Source organism: Trinickia sp. (assembly GCF_051953955.1).
GTDB lineage: Bacteria > Pseudomonadota > Gammaproteobacteria > Burkholderiales > Burkholderiaceae > Trinickia.
In genome coordinates this window covers 85,209-100,505 of the sequence record NZ_JBQCIF010000026.1, presented here as the reverse complement: position 1 = coordinate 100,505, position 15,297 = coordinate 85,209, and the positions used below count along the sequence as shown (strand labels likewise).

The 15,297-nt window shown below is 63.2% G+C and carries 14 protein-coding genes; 10 read left to right on the top strand and 4 right to left on the bottom strand.

What is annotated here, in order from left to right:
* Window positions 1-11 precede the first annotated feature (11 nt).
* The 8 genes from sctJ (at window position 12) to sctC (ending at window position 8,612) form a co-directional block, all read left to right on the top strand.
* The gene (gene sctJ / locus ACTHNZ_RS05195) at window positions 12-806 is read left to right on the top strand and encodes a type III secretion system inner membrane ring lipoprotein SctJ (RefSeq protein ID WP_440541429.1); all 795 of its coding nucleotides are present in this window, start codon (window positions 12-14) and stop codon (window positions 804-806) included.
* The gene (locus ACTHNZ_RS05190; protein WP_440541428.1) at window positions 803-1,492 is read left to right on the top strand and encodes a type III secretion protein HrpB4; all 690 of its coding nucleotides are present in this window, start codon (window positions 803-805) and stop codon (window positions 1,490-1,492) included. Before sctJ ends, ACTHNZ_RS05190 begins: the two co-directional genes overlap by 4 nt.
* Window positions 1,477-2,238: a type III secretion system stator protein SctL gene (gene sctL / locus ACTHNZ_RS05185; RefSeq protein ID WP_440541427.1), complete on the top strand. Its 762-nt coding sequence runs from the start codon at window positions 1,477-1,479 to the stop codon at window positions 2,236-2,238. Before ACTHNZ_RS05190 ends, sctL begins: the two co-directional genes overlap by 16 nt.
* Window position 2,239: 1 nt before the next feature.
* Window positions 2,240-3,562, top strand: a complete 1,323-nt coding sequence (locus tag ACTHNZ_RS05180) for a FliI/YscN family ATPase (RefSeq protein WP_440541426.1) — start codon at window positions 2,240-2,242, stop codon at window positions 3,560-3,562.
* A complete protein-coding gene (locus tag ACTHNZ_RS05175) occupies window positions 3,559-4,053 on the top strand; it encodes a hypothetical protein (protein WP_440541425.1) in 495 nt (164 codons plus the stop codon). Before ACTHNZ_RS05180 ends, ACTHNZ_RS05175 begins: the two co-directional genes overlap by 4 nt.
* A 5-nt stretch (window positions 4,054-4,058) precedes the next feature.
* Window positions 4,059-4,895, top strand: a complete 837-nt coding sequence (gene sctT, locus ACTHNZ_RS05170) for a type III secretion system export apparatus subunit SctT (protein ID WP_440541424.1) — start codon at window positions 4,059-4,061, stop codon at window positions 4,893-4,895.
* Window positions 4,896-5,263: 368 nt separating this feature from the next.
* Entirely contained in the window at window positions 5,264-6,709 is a 1,446-nt protein-coding gene (locus tag ACTHNZ_RS05165; RefSeq protein ID WP_440541423.1) for a helix-turn-helix domain-containing protein, read from the top strand.
* A 28-nt stretch (window positions 6,710-6,737) separates the two neighbouring features.
* Window positions 6,738-8,612 (top strand): type III secretion system outer membrane ring subunit SctC, encoded by a 1,875-nt coding sequence (sctC, locus tag ACTHNZ_RS05160; protein WP_440541422.1) that lies wholly within the window; start codon window positions 6,738-6,740, stop codon window positions 8,610-8,612.
* Window positions 8,613-8,851: 239 nt separating this feature from the next.
* Here the strand turns inward: sctC and ACTHNZ_RS05155 are convergent, their stop codons facing one another.
* The 4 genes from ACTHNZ_RS05155 to ACTHNZ_RS05140 form a co-directional block, all read right to left on the bottom strand.
* The gene (locus ACTHNZ_RS05155) at window positions 8,852-10,381 is read right to left on the bottom strand and encodes a hypothetical protein (protein ID WP_440541421.1); all 1,530 of its coding nucleotides are present in this window, start codon (window positions 10,379-10,381) and stop codon (window positions 8,852-8,854) included.
* Between the two features lie 72 nt (window positions 10,382-10,453).
* Window positions 10,454-11,203 (bottom strand): hypothetical protein, encoded by a 750-nt coding sequence (locus ACTHNZ_RS05150; protein ID WP_440541420.1) that lies wholly within the window; start codon window positions 11,201-11,203, stop codon window positions 10,454-10,456.
* Window positions 11,204-11,627: 424 nt separating this feature from the next.
* A complete protein-coding gene (locus ACTHNZ_RS05145; protein ID WP_440541419.1) occupies window positions 11,628-12,425 on the bottom strand; it encodes a response regulator transcription factor in 798 nt (265 codons plus the stop codon).
* 618 nt (window positions 12,426-13,043) lie between these two features.
* Window positions 13,044-14,387 (bottom strand): sigma-70 family RNA polymerase sigma factor, encoded by a 1,344-nt coding sequence (locus tag ACTHNZ_RS05140; protein WP_440541418.1) that lies wholly within the window; start codon window positions 14,385-14,387, stop codon window positions 13,044-13,046.
* Between the two features lie 125 nt (window positions 14,388-14,512).
* Between ACTHNZ_RS05140 and ACTHNZ_RS05135 the strand changes: the two genes are divergently transcribed.
* Complete coding sequence (locus ACTHNZ_RS05135) at window positions 14,513-14,857, top strand: hypothetical protein (protein ID WP_440541417.1); 345 nt, start codon at window positions 14,513-14,515, stop codon at window positions 14,855-14,857.
* 72 nt (window positions 14,858-14,929) lie between these two features.
* The gene (locus ACTHNZ_RS05130) at window positions 14,930-15,274 is read left to right on the top strand and encodes a hypothetical protein (protein ID WP_440541416.1); all 345 of its coding nucleotides are present in this window, start codon (window positions 14,930-14,932) and stop codon (window positions 15,272-15,274) included.
* The last annotated feature ends 23 nt before the right edge of the window (window positions 15,275-15,297 follow it).

Genomic DNA, 15,297 nt, shown 5'->3' with positions numbered 1-15,297 from the left:
CGGAGGGCGCCATGCGCCGCTTTTTGAGCTTGCTGCGAACCCTGGCGATTCTTGCGGCCATGACCGCGGCGCTTGCCGGATGCAGCAAGCAACTGTATGCGCAACTGACAGAGCCCGATGCGAACGACTTGATGCGCGTGTTGCTCGAGGCCGGTATCGATGCGAGCAAGTCTTCGCCCGACAGCGGGAAAAGCTGGACCGTCGAGGTCGGCAGCGACGATTTCGCGCGCTCGATGGAAGTGCTTCGCGCGCATGGGCTGCCGCATCCGAAGTACACGTCGCTCGGCGACATGTTCAAGAAGGATGGGTTGATTTCCACGCCCACGGAGGAGCGCGTACGGTTCATCTACGGCGTGTCGCAGCAGCTCTCTGAAACGTTGTCTAAGATCGACGGGGTGGCGGTGGCAGAAGTGCAGATCGTGTTGCCGAACAACGATCCGTTGTCGAACATCATCAAGCCGTCGTCGGCGGCCGTCTTCATCAAGTATCGAGCCGGCGTCGACATCCAAGCGCTGGTGCCGAGCATCAAGAACCTCGTTGTGCATAGCGTCGAAGGCTTGACGTACGACAACGTCAGCGTGACGCTGGTGCAGTCGAGCCAGCCGATCCCGGACGGATTGATTGCCGAACGGGAGCGCGCGGGCGCATCGACGATGTGGATCGCGGGCGCTGCCGTCTTGGGCGTCATCGCCGCCGCCGCCGCACTGTGGCTGGCCTTTGCGCCGCGTGCATGGAGAGACGCGCTGCCGAAGCGTTTCAAGCGGGGGAAAGACAAGGAGAGCGGTGTTCCCGCCGTCGCGCCATGAGCACGAACGATCCGATCATTCACGCGCTGCGAGAGTTCGATTCACGGGTGCAAGAGCTGACGGCGGCGCTCGCGCTCGAGGCCGCGCGCAGATCGCCGGTAGGGGCGCCGAGCGCGCCCTTCGGGCGGCGCACTTCGGCGCTGCGGTTCGCTCAAGCGCGACGCTTGTGGTTCGTCGCCCCGGTGCCGGCGGAGGCGTTCCTGCGAGCGGGCAATCGCATCGCGATCATCGCCGCGCATGCGTTGAGGCCGATACTCGCCGCCCGCGCGCTGTTCGGCTGCCGCGATGCGATTCGGCGCTGCGTCGATCGGCAGACGAGGCGCGTGCTCTCGCTCAGCATCGGGCCGGTGGCATTCGCCGCGCTGCAAGAGCATGCGTTGGCAGCGACATCGGCTCAGTCTTTACCTGAAGACCTGACCGCGGATGCGCTGGCGCGAGCGGGTTGGGACTTGATGTTGGCGGACGGCGCGTGCACTCATCCGACGTTGCGTCGCACCGTCGAGCTCGGACTGGAGCTCGCCGCGGGCGGCGATATCTGGCAGAACGCGCTGACGTTTCAGCGTACCGCCGTCTCGCAAGCGGGTGTCGTCATCGGCACCGAAGCGGCGACGGGCACCAGCGCCACGGATGAGTTCTTTTCCATCGCAGGCCACTTGTTTCCGGAGTTTCAATGGCTATTTGGTTGAAGCAACAACCGAAGGTGATTGCGATCGAGAACGATATCGTTCGCGCCGGGGAGTTCGCGCGGACGATGGAGCTGAACGAGGCAATGGAAGCGCTCGACGAAGTCGTGCACGCGACGATGCACGATGCGACCGAGCGGGCCGAGCAACTCGTCGAAACCGCGCGGCGCGAGGCTGAAGCGTTCGTGGCGGCGGCGCGCCGCAAATACGACAACAGCGCTCGCCTCGGCTATGCGGCGGGCCAGCGTCGCGCCATGGCCGAAGCGCATGTCCAGTGTCTCGCGCGTATGCGGGACGAGCGCGAAGAGCTTCACGATCAATCGGCCCGGCTCGCACGGCTGGTGATGAATGCAGTAGAACAAGTCATCGCCGAAACGGATCGCGATGCGCTGATGCGCCGCATCGCAGCGAGCGTGTCGCGAGCGATCGACGATGCGACCCATCTGAGCGTGATCGTTTCGGAGGCCGACGCGGAGAGCGCGAGGCGCACCTTCGGCGTGCTTGCGCGGGAAGCGAGCCCGCCGCTGAACCTCGAGGTGATCGTCGACGATGCGATCGAGCAAGGCAGTTGCGTCTGCGAGTGGGACTACGGCGTCATCGAAGGGAATCTTCGCGCGCAGTTGGCTGGGCTTCAACGCGCATTGAAGGGTGCCGTGCCCGCAATCGTGGACTTGATGGCCGAGGATCGGCGGCCGCGGGGCGAGTGGGACGACGACACGTTGAACGAATACGACGGCGAGGAAGAGTGAAATGAGCGCGATCGCCCGCTTTGCGGATCAGTTCGAGGCCGCGCTCGGCCAAAGTGCATCTCTGCAATCCTATGGGAAGGTGCTCGAGGCCGTCGGCACTTTGATCAAGGTGGGCGGGTTGGACGCGCAACTCGGCGAGCTCTGCGAGTTGTGGGGCGCGGACGGAACGCTGATGCAGCGGGCGGAGGTCGTCGGCATCGCCCGCCAGTACGTGCTGCTGGCGCCGTTCGGCAACATGACGGGCATTTCGCGCAGTACGCGCGTGACGGGCAGCGGCGAGCCGCTTTCCGTGCCGGTGGGGCCCGGGCTGCTCGGACGCGTGCTCGACGGGCTTGGCGAGCCTAGCGACGGTCTCGGCCCGATCGACGCACTGCAGCGCATGCCGGTGTTCGCGAATGCGCCGGATCCGCTCGAGCGGCGCATGATCGAGACTCAGCTCGGCACCGGCGTGCGCGTGATCGATGGTCTGATGGCGCTCGGTGAAGGGCAGCGGATGGGCATCTTCGCGGCGGCGGGCGTCGGCAAAAGTACGCTGCTCGGCATGCTCGCCCGCGGCACGGAGTGCGACGTCAACGTCATCGTATTGATCGGCGAGCGTGGGCGCGAAGTGCGCGAATTCATCGAACTCATTCTCGGCGAAGAGGGCATGGCGCGCAGCGTCGTCGTCTGCGCCACCTCGGATCGTTCATCGATCGAGCGCGCGAAAGCAGCCCACGTGGGCACGGCGATCGCCGAGTACTTCCGAGATCAAGGCCAGCGCGTGCTGCTGATGATGGATTCGCTGACACGCTTTGCGCGGGCGCAGCGCGAGATCGGGCTGGCGGCCGGCGAGCCCCCGACACGCCGAGGCTTTCCTCCGTCGGTGTTCGCCGAATTGCCGCGCCTGCTCGAACGCGCCGGCATGGGACGAGACGGCTCGATCACGGCGTTGTACACGGTGCTGGCCGACGACGAAGAAGGCGGCGATCCGGTCAGCGAGGAAGTGCGCGGTATTCTCGACGGGCACTTGATTCTCTCGCGCAAGATTGCCGCTCGCAACCGGTATCCGGCAATCGACGTACTGGGCAGCTTGAGCCGCGTGATGCCGCAGATCGCATCGCCGGCGCACTGTGCCGGGGCCGGCCGTGTCCGCCGCTTGATGGCCAAATACGACGAAGTCGAGATGCTGCTGCAAATTGGCGAATACAAGAGCGGGTCCGATCCGCTTGCCGACGAAGCCATTGCGATGCATGAGGAGATCGAAGGGTTCGTGCGTCAGCGCACCGACGATTTGGCCGATTTGGCCGAGACGCGCGATGTGCTTTGCGGCTTCGGCGAGCCATGAGCCGCGCGGTCGAGCACGTTTGGAAGATCGTCGTTGCGGCCAAGGCGCGGGCAAAGGAGCGCCTCGAGCGGGCGCTCTCCGACGCACGGCACGAACTACAGCGGCTCGTGAGCGAGGCGGAAGAGGCAGAGCGCGAACTGCAAGCGGCGCAGGGGCGTCGCCTCGCGCATGAAGAGCGTATCGCGCAATTGCTGGGCGACCCGAACGGATTGTCGCCCGTGACCTATCTCGATCTCGACCGCTATAGGACGCCGTTGGCGCAGGCCGTGGAACAAGCGCGTGCCTCAGTGCGCCGCGCGACCGACGCCGTGGAAGCCCAGCAAGGTGTCATCGAGCGACTCGGGGCCGACGTGCGTCGCGCCGATGTGTCGCTGGAAGCCGCGCGTGAACAATTGCGAAAGGTCATCGCGGCGGCTCAGCGTCGCATCGAAGAACGGGCGGACGACGAAGCGGGCGAAACGGCCGCGGCGCGTCTCGTTCGCGGAGGGTAGGAACGATGAGCGACGCAATGATCGCAGCCCGCGCGCTAGCGGAGCTGTTCAACGAGTACCAGGGCTTTTTTTTCACGCTGGCGCTGAGCGCATCCCGCATCGCCGTGGCTTTTTCGATTTTTCCGCCTACGAGCGGCGATATGCTGCCCGGTATGGCGCGCAACGGCATCATTTATGTGCTCGCCGTGTTCGTGGCCGCCGCGCAGCCTGCCCACTACTTCGACGGGCTCGGGTCGGTGCAGTTGCTGATGATTTCGCTGAAGGAAATGTTCCTGGGCGCATTGCTCGGCTTTGCCGCCTCGTCGGTGTTTTGGATCGCGCAATGCGTCGGCACGCTGATCGACGATCTCGCCGGCTACAACAGCGTGCAGATGAACAACCCGCTGCGGGGCGATCAAAGCACGCCTACATCGAATACGCTGATGCAACTGGCCACGGCGTTGTTCTACGTGGGAGGCGGCATGACGTTCCTGATGGGCGCGGTGTTCGAATCGTTCAAATGGTGGCCGCTCGCATCACTGACGCCGTCGATGGCGAGCGTGGCGGAAAGCTTCATCATTTCGCGCACGGATTCGATCATGGCGGCCACCGTGAAGTTCGGCATGCCTGTCATGCTCGCATTGGTGTTCGTCGATCTATCGATCGGCATGCTGGCGCGCGCCGCCGAAAAGCTCGAACCGTCATCGCTGAGCCAGCCGCTGCGCGGCGCTATCGGCCTGCTGATGCTGATCCTGCTGGTGGGCGTGCTTTCTCAACAGATCCTCGGTTCGCTGCGCCTCGATGGCTTCGTGCGAGAAGCGGCCGCACTGGCGTCGCCCGGCGCTACACATACGCCGAACTGATTCGGTTTACGAGCCCTTCGCGTTCATTCTCTGATCCTCTGTTGCGCAGGTCCTCTCGTCGCGCAACGGGCGAGTAGCCCGTTCGCCTGCGCTCGTACCCCGCCCCACGCATAGCGCGCTACACGAAAACACCGTTCGATGGTGCCGCGTAGTCAGAATTTTTGTGCTTTCGCACAGCAGAAATTTTTGCGTCGAATCCGTAGTCAGAATTGTTGTGGATGGACGTGAGATTGTTGAAATTATCGAATCGGCAGCCGACTAATATCGACTCAAGCACGGTGATACGCGAAGACTCGCGGTTCGATCCGATGCACGGCTTAGCCCGGTCGGCCGACAAGTGACAGGGCGAATTCCAAGAGTGTCGAGCTATGTATCCGACGGTCTACCTTGCGCTGCTGTCCGCCCTCAAATCCCGTAACAGTGTGCCTCGCTATTGCGCCTCGATGCTCGACGGCGATTTTGCGAAAGCCTATTGCGTTGTCGACGACGTCGCCGATCAGAGCGAACGTGTGCAATTGCAGGCACGCGGGCAATCGAACCACGAGTTGACGGCGTTGGCCGACGTGTCCGTCATCGCCGGCGATTTGGAAGCGGCCGAGAATCATTACCGCCGCGCGCAAAAACTGATTTGGAAGGACGACGACCAATTGCGCGTGCAGTCGTGCCGCAATACCGCCTGGATCAGTTTGTTCCGTGCGCGCCCGGCCGTGGCGCAGCGCAGTTTCGCGCGCGTTAGCGCGGAGCCCGGCGCGCAGGTCGAGCAACGGATCGAAGCCTTAATCGGCATGGCGCTCGCGCATCATCAGCTTGCCCAGCAACAAGCCGCGGACGGTGCGCTGTCGCGAGCGGCGGAATTGGCCGACGAACACGAGGAACCTCGCTTTCGGCTCGTCGTCGATTTGCTCGCGCAGGAGTTCGACGTCAGGTTGAAGGTGCGTGCGTCGCGCGCGCTGGACGACCATGCATTTTGGCAATCGTCGTTGGCCTCGGTATCGCTCGCCGCGGGCAGCCGGGTGCCGCTCGCACCGGCCTCGGCGGTGGCGGTGCGGCCGGCCTTGCTGTCGCTGCATCAAGAATTGCTGCACACGATGGAGCGCCTGGGGAGCGGCGAGTGCGGCACGCCTGCCTCGGTGATCGCGGCGCGCATTTCGCGCGCGGCCCCGAATCCCGATTTCGAGTTTCATGCGATGTTGGAGATGGCGTTGGCCGCGTTCGCGGGCGGGCAAGACGATCTCGGTGCCGAAATGATGAGCGCCCTCTCGAAGTTCGACGGCAGGGTGCATCGCAATGTCGACTACTTTTACAGCATGGCGAAAGTCGCGACGCGTCGCGGCGAACACGCGCAGGCGCTGAAGTTCTATTGCCAATATACGGCCGAAGCGCTGCGTTGCCTGCGCAGCGATGCGGCGCCGACCCGCGCGGCCGGCACTGCGCGCACCCATGGCTCGACGCTCGTGAGCGACGAAGTGTCGGCCCGTCTTCCGGCGAAGTATCGGCGCGCCTATCGCTACATCATCGAGAACATCGATCGCGAAGATCTGACGACGCGCGAGGTCGCGGCCGAAATGAACGTGACGATGCGCACGATCCAACTCGTGTTCAAACGCGCGCTCGGCATAACGCCGTGCGGCCTGATCCGATCGCTGCGGCTCGAGGGCATTCGCCGCGACCTGCTCGACGAGAATGGTCCCGCTGCCTCGATCTACGACACCGCGAACCGCTGGGGGCTCAAGAGCCGTTCGACGCTCGCGAAGGGCTATCGCAAGCACTTCAACGAATCGCCGTCACAGACGATCGTGTCCTGCACCCGGTAACGGCATCGATTTTCGCGGAGCAAGAACAATGAAATATCAAGGACGCATGCGCTGCGTCAGAGCGCTCGTGTTGTCGGCGTTGATGGGAATGGGCTTGAGCAGCGGCGATGCGCTTGCGCGGCCGATTCCTTGGAAATCGAATCACTTCGCCTACGTGGCCGATCACAAGGACGTCAAGGAAGTTCTGCGCGATCTCGGTGCGAGCGAAGGCGTCATGACGTGGATTTCGCCGCAAGTCGAGGGTGTCGTGACGGGCCGCTTCGATGAAACGCCGCAGCGCTTTCTAGATCGCATGGCCGATTCGTTCGGCTTCATCTGGTACTACGACGGGTCGGTTCTGCGCGTGTCGGGGCCGAACGAGGCGCGCAGCCAAACGATCGGGCTCGTGCATGCGACGACCGACGACTTGCGCGCGGCGCTAGCGAGGCTCGGCGTGAACGACCCGCGCTTTCCCGTGCTCTACGACGACAAAACGCGGACCGCCGTCGTATCGGGGCCGCCGCGCATGGTGGAGCTCGCCTCGGACGTCGCGCATTTGATCGACCGCGACGTCGAGCGCGGCGATACGCCCGAGGTGCGTTCGTTCAAGCTGCACTACGCGTGGGCGACCGATCGATCGCTGATGATCAACGGAGAGCCGGTGGTCGTGCCGGGCGTGGTGACCGTCTTGCGCAGTCTGTATTCGAACGATGCGGACCCGAGGGTCGGCAATGCCTCCGCGAAGATCGGCGCCGATGCCTATCGGCTGCGCAGCATCGGCGGATCGCCGGGCGTGCAGGAGACGGGCGCGAACGGACGATTGTTCCCGCCGTTGCCGGGCTTCCTCGGCGGATCCGGCCCATCGCAGGCAGCGGCCGCGCCGGCGGGCGGTGCCGATTCTGCGCGCAACGCTTCGATTCCGCCGTTGCCGGACGACATGATGAGCGCGAGCGCGGGGGCCATGGGGCCGGCGTCGACGCATCCGGACGCGCCGATCATTCGCGCCGATGCACGCGACAATGCCGTGCTCGTCCGCGCCCGCGCGGAATCGATGCCCGCGCTCGAACACCTGATCACGTCGCTCGATCGCCGGCCTGGCGTGTTGGAAATCGACGCGAGCATCATCGAGATTTCGGAAACCGGCTTGAAGGAGCTCGGAGTCGATTGGCGGCTGAACGCGAGCCACATCGATATCGAAACGGGCAACGGGCAGAACGCGCAGGCGGGTTTCCCCGGCTCGATCAACCCGCAGGGCTTCCCGAATGCGAATTCGAATACGTCGTCGACGCTAACGGGCGTCGCCGGTGCAGCCGCGGCGATGACGCCTGTGGGCGGCGTATTGACGGCGGTCATCGGAGGCACGGGGCGCTATCTCCTGAGCCGCATCAGTGCGCTGGAGCAAACGGACAACGCGCGTATCACGGCCAGCCCGAAGGTGACCACGCTCGACAACGTGGAGGCCGTCATGGACAACAAGCAGACGTTTTATGTGCCGGTGCAGGGCTTCGAATCGGGAAGCCTGTACAGCGTATCGGCCGGCGTAGCGCTGCGCGTGTTGCCCAGCATAGTCTCGGAGCAGGGCAAGCCGCAGATTCGGCTCGACGTGCACATCGAAGACGGCCAGTTGACGAGCCAAAACGTGGGACAGTTGCCCGTCGTCAGCAAGAGCACGATCGATACGCAGACATTGATCGATCAGGGGCAGAGCCTGCTCATTGCCGGCTATACCGTGGATCAAGACGATCGCAGCGAGTCGGGCGTGCCCGTTTTGTCGAAAATTCCCGTGATCGGAGGGCTGTTCAGATTCAAGCACCATCAAGGGCAGAAATTCCAGCGTCTGTTCTTGCTGACGCCTCGCGTCGTATCGGCGGCCGCCGCGACGGATGATGCGTCCGCTTGCTGCGGTGCGGATTCGGCGATGTAGCTGCGGCTTTCCCCCGCTCGAAGCATCGAGCTTTGAGCATCCGCACCGCCGCAGGCGGGCGGATGCTTTTTTATCGTTTGCAATGCTCCTCATGCTTGCGCCTACGCTCGCTGGCAAAAAAAAGACCGGCTGAAATGCCGGTCCAAAGTATTGCGACTCAGTGCCGAACGCATCGTGTCGGCTGGCCCGCGGTTTCCGCACGGCCCAGCCTGGCGATGGACGCGATGCTTCGATCGAGTTCAGGTATTCGAGCTCGGATCGTCGCCGCCCACGAGGCTCGCGCTGCGGCCTGCTCCCGGCGAGCCCGGAGGCATCATGAACGGCGAGAACCCAGGGGGCATGCCAGCGGGAGGAGTGTTCGATGCCGTGTTGTAGGCTGCGGCGTTGTCGGCTGCGTTTTGGGCATTGTCGGCGCGCTGTTGTTTCTTGTCGTGCGCGTCTGCCTCGCCGTGGGCCGCATAGTTCGCATGACTGCTGCTTCCCGAACCGGCGTGTCCCGCGGAGTAGAACTCCTGCTGGCCGCCAGCGTTCGCCTTACCGCCGAATTTGCCGAACTTGCCCGAACCGCCCAGCTTGCTGAAGCTGGCGAACTTGCTCGACATGCCAGAGCCGCCGGAACCGCCCAGCTTGCTGAATGACGCGAACTTGCCGGAAATGCGGGACCCGCCGGAGCCGCCGCTGGATCCGCCAAACTTGCCGAACGAAGCGAACTTGCCGGAGATGCCGGAGCCGCCGCCGGAGCCGCCAAACTTGCCGAACGAGGCGAATTTGCCGAACTTGCCGGATCCGCCGAAGCCACCCGATCCGCCCGATCCGCCGTGCGACTCGTGCGAGCCTTTCCCGCCGAACGAAAGCCCGCCCGCTGCGAAGCCCAAAGCGCCTGCCGCCACGACGGTCGAATCCGATCCGCCTGCCTTCGGCATGATCTTCGATTCGATGCCGCCGAGCGCTTTTTGCGCCACGTTGCCGGCTTCCATTTCGCCAACGTTCTTCACGACGCCCTTGACGGTTTGCGCGACGTTGCCGTGCAAGGCGCCGCCGATCGCGGCATCCAATTGGGCATTGCCGATGTGGGCATTGATGAGGACGTTCGTGCCGATTGCGGCTACGGCGCCTTCGGGCGTGAGATCCGACGCCACGTTGACGGCGTCCATACCGGCTTTGCCCAGATCGCCGAGTGCCGCGCCCCACTTACCGTGCACGGCGTCCTTGCCAGCCTGGATCGTGCTCGAGATCGCGCCGACGGTGCCGTTGATCACTTCCGAGCCCACTTGGTCGACGCTCGACTTGATGTCGTTGGTGAAGGCGTCGTAGCCTTTCTCGACCTTCCCCATCGCCTTGTCCATGCCCTTGCTCAGATGCATGTTGGCGAGCGAATCGACGGCGACGTGGCCGACTGCCGTGACGGCGTCATAGTAGCCGTTGAACGCATCCTTGCCCGTGTTCACGGCATCGTGCAGGGCATCTTTGAAGTGTCCGTGAACGAGGTCGCTGCCCGTCTTTTTCAGATCCTTGCCGACCGTTTCCGCATCCTTGACGAGGTTCTTGCCGACTTGCTCGACGCCGTCTTTGATGCCTTTGCCGATCTTGCTGAAGACATGCTCGATGCCCTCGCCGATTTTCGTGTTGGCGAACGGATCGAGGTGCTCGACACCTTGTTTGATGTCTTTGCCGACGTTTTCCACACCATGCTCGACGTCCTTGGCGACATGCTTGATGTCGTCGCCGAGGTGCTCGAAGCCGTGCTTGATCTTCGAAAAAATGCTCATCACATTTCCTTTATTTGCTGTAGCAATGGATTGATGAGGGCCGGCTCCTCGAGCCGGCCTTCACCCGCACGCTCACTTCCCGCCCGCACTCGCCGACGCCTGCGGCATCATCTGCTGCAGCATTTGCGTGATCTCCCCGAGCATCTGCACGATTTGCTGGTTGCCGTCGCCGCTTCGCCCGTCGCTGTTCCCCGATTGACCGTGCTGCGAAGTCATCTGTTGCAGCATCTTCAGGATTTCCTGCAGCATCGATTCGATCGACGATTGCGGATTGCCGCCCGTTGCCGCTTGTGCGCCGCCGGCTGCGTCGCCACCGGCTGCGCCGCCTTGCGCGCCATTCGCTTGCTGAATCTGTCCGAGCATCTGCGCGATTTCGCCGAGCATCTGCAGCATCTGGCCGTTGTCTTGGCCGCCGTTAGCCTGATTGCCGCTCGATTGCAGTTGCTGCAGCATTTGCAAGATCGTCTGCAGCATCGATTCGATCGATTGCAGGCCGCCGGCACCGCCGGCTGCATCAGCACCGCCTGCGGCATCAGCACCGCCTGCAGCATCGGCACCGCCGCCCGCGTCTGCACCGCCGCCCGCGTTCGCACCGCCACCGGCGTCAGCCGGAGCGGGGGGCGCCGAACTGCCCTTGGTGTCGATGCCTGCGATTTGGTTTTGCTGTTGAATGGCCTGCGCCAGCATTTTCTCGATCATGTTGAGCATCATGCCCAGCATTTTTTCGATTTCTGCCGTGCCGCTCGTGCCCGCATCGAGCGACGCCGAAAAGTCGACGCCGTTGAGTCCGACTTGGGAAGAACTGCCGATCGATAAGCTCATGAATGACCTCGTCGTCATGAATAGTGAATGCGCGCCGCCGAGAGGCAGCGCCTAGGTGTTTCGCCGCGCGACGAGGCCCGCGCGCATTCCTGCCGGGACAGGAGACACTGGGCGCATCGTTCGGTCTCGACGATATCGATTCGCTTTCCTCTATGCGGGTGTCGCGGCGAACTCTATTTGCCGGGCGCGAAAGAATTCGGTAGTTGACGCGTAGTGCGAACGAAAATCGGCGCTGTGCGTTTGCAAGACGACTGATCGGGCGGGTAGCCGGCGTAGGCCGAACCTGCCCGATCAGTGTGTAGTGAGTGGGGAGAGGAAGTCATGCAGCGGAAATCATGAAGCGGAAATCATGAAGCGGCTCGGGGCGGCATGAAAATGCAAGGCGAGCCCCCGCCGGCAACGCGAGCACTGCGATTCGGATCGCTCAGCCTTGCACTGCCGCGACCGCGAACGTGACGCCGAAGGAGCGGGGGGTGGGCCTCGCGGGCGCCGTGTGGTTGCGGGGCGGCTCCCAATCCGCCGATTCCTGGCTCGGGCCATCCTGCGAGGAGAGATCGAGCTTGTAGCCGAGCGCGTAGACGGTCTTCAGATTCGCGCCTCCGTTGCCCGCCAAGCGGAGTTTTTTGCGCAGCTTGTAGATATGCTGCTCGATCGACCGGCCGGCCACGTCCTCGCACGCCCCCCACACGCTGCTCGCGATCTGAGCACGGCTCAGAAACTTGCCGGCATTCGAAAAGAGCAGCCACGCCATCGCGAATTCGCGCGGCGTGAGCGCGACTTCTTCGCCGTCGATCGTCAGCGTTTCGCCGTCGCGCCGCAACACGTAGCTGCCGCACGAGATGACGTCGTCTTGCTTGTCCTGCGCATGGCGCCGCAGTGCAATGTGCGCACGCAGGCGCACTTGCTCGAGGTCGAATCGATTCGCCACGTCGGTGGCGCCCGCGTTGATCCATCTGAGCATCGCGGACCAGTTCGAGAACGGTGTGAGCACGATGATGGGCAGGGACGTCGCGCCGTTGCAGTTCCTCCACGACAACAGCGAGTTGACGAGCATCGAGTTGTTCTTGGCGTCGATGATCACGGCATCGAAGGCCGTTCCTCGCATGGCACGAAACAACGACAACTCGGCGTTGAACGGTTCTATGGCAATGCCGTCTTCGTCGAAACTGTCGCCGAGGCTGGCACTCAACTGCGGATCATCGGTAACAAGAGCGAATCGCACTTTTATTCTCCAGTCAGCGCGCTCGATCCACGTTCGATCGCGCCACAACTGCCGCGCCGCCGCACAAGCGTCGGCGATACATCGGCTATTCACTGAGACGTACCATCCTCTCTCGTTCGAGGTACGTCTCGGTCAGAAGCGCTCGCGTCGATGGCGATGTCTGCTCCCCACGAGGTGCGCTCGGCCGCACCTTGCTTCATCGATGAAGTCTTCGTTTCTTTGTCTGTTAGTGTCGTCAGCGATCGTTCGAGATACCCAGGGATTTAACGGATGTCGTGAACCCTAGTTCGACCTCGTGCGAACTCCTTACGCCGCTCGCGCCGCGTGTCGCGGCTTTGCGCGATTCGGCGATGGGGCGCTGTCAGAATTGCCCTACATTCGAATCCGACTGATCTGATCGAAAGGCACTGCGCTGCTCGGTGTTTTTCGTTTTGATGCCTGAAATAGGCACCTTTTATGAGTTTCCGCGGACGGCGATTCGGAAGTGGATGGCGTGAAACGACGACGTCCTATACGGACGGCGCGCGGTTTCGTTCGCTGTTTTGGCGGGTGTCGAGCGCTTGCGGATGTTCGTCGATCGCACGGTGGTGGAGTGCTTGGTCGACGCGTGAGCGTCCATCAGCCGATTTGGCCGATTCCCTCGCGGAGCTTTTCCTTTGCCCTGCGCAGGCGCGCCTTCACCGCGGAAGGCGTCGAGTGCGTGATTTCGGCTACTTCCTCGGTCGAGTGCCCGAATACATAAGCAAGAGACATGGCGAGCCGCTGATCGGCAGGAATCTGCGCCATCGCTTTCTCGAGCAGGTCCGCCGATTCGTAGTCGTGTGAAAAATGCGCGGTGAGATGCTGCTCGTAGACCATCTGTGCCGTTTTCGCGATCCGAAGCTCGCTGCGGATGATCTGGCAGGCGCAACGATAGGCGATGCCCATCAGCCACGTCGATACCGACGATTGGCCGCGAAATTCCGCAGCTTTGTTCCAGACGACGAGGAACACGTCGTTGACCACCTCATCGATCATGTGGTTGTTCCACGTCACCTTGTTGAGGAACCGCTGGAGCCGTCGCGCGTACTGCCGGTGAAGCTGCGCCAACGCGCTGGCATCCCGGTTCGCGATGCGCGCGAGCAATAAGCGATCGGCATCGGCGCGCGCTTCGGCAGCCAGCGCGGAGGCGCCGTGATCGGCCGCATGGCGCATGAATTCTTGGAGCGCCTCCCGCACCTCCTGCTCAGCCGTGCACGCGTCGATATCGTGAACGGTGCCGACGATGCCGGTGACGTCCGCGCCGTCATGAATGACGCTCTTGTAAAAGCGGACCTGCCCGACTTCGCCGGACGGCTTGGGCAGGCCCGTGATATAGATTTGCACGCCGCCGCGGGCTGCCAGCGAGAGATCCGCCTGTTGGTAGACCAGTGCAAGATCCGAAGGCGCGATGTCGTAGACCGTCTTGCCGAGCAACTGCTCGCGTTCGCGGCCCAATCGGCGCTCGAAGGCCGCGTTGCAGCCGGTATAGGCGCCCTCGGCGTTTTTGAAGAAGATGGGCGAAGGCAAATCGTCGGCGACGCGTTGCAGCCAATCCGTGCCGCCGCGGCACGTTTTGGCCAGGTGCATCAATCGCGCCTCGTCCTGCGATCGGCCGACGATGTCGTCCGGGCATTGCAAGTCGCTATACCCGCTCACGTCGTTGGCGCCGCGCGTGACGAGCGAGACGACGATTTGCGGCGCAACTTGCGGCACGACCGGAATCAAGTACGGTGCCGCGCCGTGACCGCGGCGCCACTTGTCGATCTCCGCTTCCGCGTCCATATCGACGCAGTCGATGAACACGACCGAAGGGTCGGCGTCGTCGATGAAGTCGGAGACCGATATCGCTTGCGCACCGTGCGCCGCCAGCTCTGGCGGTGCGGCGCGGCCGAGTGCGCTAGACCAAAGAAGGCGTGGCTCGCCACTGCTCGTCGTTGCCATATCTTTATCTGCTCCCTTCCAAACTGCCACTGCTTGCGCGGGCGTCACCGCGCGTTCGTCGCGGCGGCGCCGCAGTTGCGGCCGTGCCGTCACGAAGTGTGCGCGGTTCGCCGTGCAACGCTGCAATGCACGTCGCAGCCGCGACCAAGATTTCGACATTCCCGATGCTTCGATGCTGGCCTCGTGGGCGGGAATTACCGTCTTCTATCGCCGCAATTTACTTCATCTATCGGGGTGGCTGGAACGCATGCGGATGTCAGGAAATCCTGAAAATCGAGCAAGAAAAGACTGACTTTCTCGTCATCCCGTTACCGTGGCGATGGCACTGTGCGCAGGCGGCCGACCGGCTAGCGGCGCTCGGCGCGGTATTCGTTTGTCGATTCGAGGCGTGCCGCGGCGAGCCTCTTAAGGAAATCCTTACGCCCGAATCAGCCGATTCGACCCGCGAGGCGCCGGCGCTCGGCCATTAAAATCCCCTTCCCGGCAAGCAAGGCCGTCAACGAAAGTGGCATGTCGCCCCAAGGCGGCGCGCGGGAGCATGAATGAATCAATTGAACGAGGCAGCACGCGCGGAGGATACGCCGTGCAAGCCCGAGAATGGTGATGCCTACCACCCGGATGAACTGCGCGAGGCGATCGTCAGTTTGTCCGGTGCGCATAGCAGCGCGATTATCCAGCACGGCACTTGGATGCTCGTCGCGGGCGAAATGCTCAATTCGATCGTGAGCCATCTGCCGCCGCAGACGCGAGCCGACATTGCCGGCACGTTCCGCGAACGAATCGAGCGCCTACTCGCGCTCGGTGACGACCGCGCGTTGCCGAGCACTTATACGGGCGAGCTGCTCCGAGAGGTGAATCGATATCTGAAGGTTCTCGAATCGAAGTGACGGCGCACCCCGGCAAACCTTGG

Coding starts and splice junctions, on each gene's coding strand:
- sctJ (WP_440541429.1), top strand. CDS start 12: ATGCGCCGCTTTTTGAGCTTGCTGCGAACCCTGGCGATTCTTGCGGCC.
- ACTHNZ_RS05190 (WP_440541428.1), top strand. CDS start 803: ATGAGCACGAACGATCCGATCATTCACGCGCTGCGAGAGTTCGATTCA.
- sctL (WP_440541427.1), top strand. CDS start 1,477: ATGGCTATTTGGTTGAAGCAACAACCGAAGGTGATTGCGATCGAGAAC.
- ACTHNZ_RS05180 (WP_440541426.1), top strand. CDS start 2,240: ATGAGCGCGATCGCCCGCTTTGCGGATCAGTTCGAGGCCGCGCTCGGC.
- ACTHNZ_RS05175 (WP_440541425.1), top strand. CDS start 3,559: ATGAGCCGCGCGGTCGAGCACGTTTGGAAGATCGTCGTTGCGGCCAAG.
- sctT (WP_440541424.1), top strand. CDS start 4,059: ATGAGCGACGCAATGATCGCAGCCCGCGCGCTAGCGGAGCTGTTCAAC.
- ACTHNZ_RS05165 (WP_440541423.1), top strand. CDS start 5,264: ATGTATCCGACGGTCTACCTTGCGCTGCTGTCCGCCCTCAAATCCCGT.
- sctC (WP_440541422.1), top strand. CDS start 6,738: ATGAAATATCAAGGACGCATGCGCTGCGTCAGAGCGCTCGTGTTGTCG.
- ACTHNZ_RS05155 (WP_440541421.1), bottom strand. CDS start 10,381: ATGAGCATTTTTTCGAAGATCAAGCACGGCTTCGAGCACCTCGGCGAC.
- ACTHNZ_RS05150 (WP_440541420.1), bottom strand. CDS start 11,203: ATGAGCTTATCGATCGGCAGTTCTTCCCAAGTCGGACTCAACGGCGTC.
- ACTHNZ_RS05140 (WP_440541418.1), bottom strand. CDS start 14,387: ATGGCAACGACGAGCAGTGGCGAGCCACGCCTTCTTTGGTCTAGCGCA.
- ACTHNZ_RS05135 (WP_440541417.1), top strand. CDS start 14,513: ATGCACGTCGCAGCCGCGACCAAGATTTCGACATTCCCGATGCTTCGA.
- ACTHNZ_RS05130 (WP_440541416.1), top strand. CDS start 14,930: ATGAATCAATTGAACGAGGCAGCACGCGCGGAGGATACGCCGTGCAAG.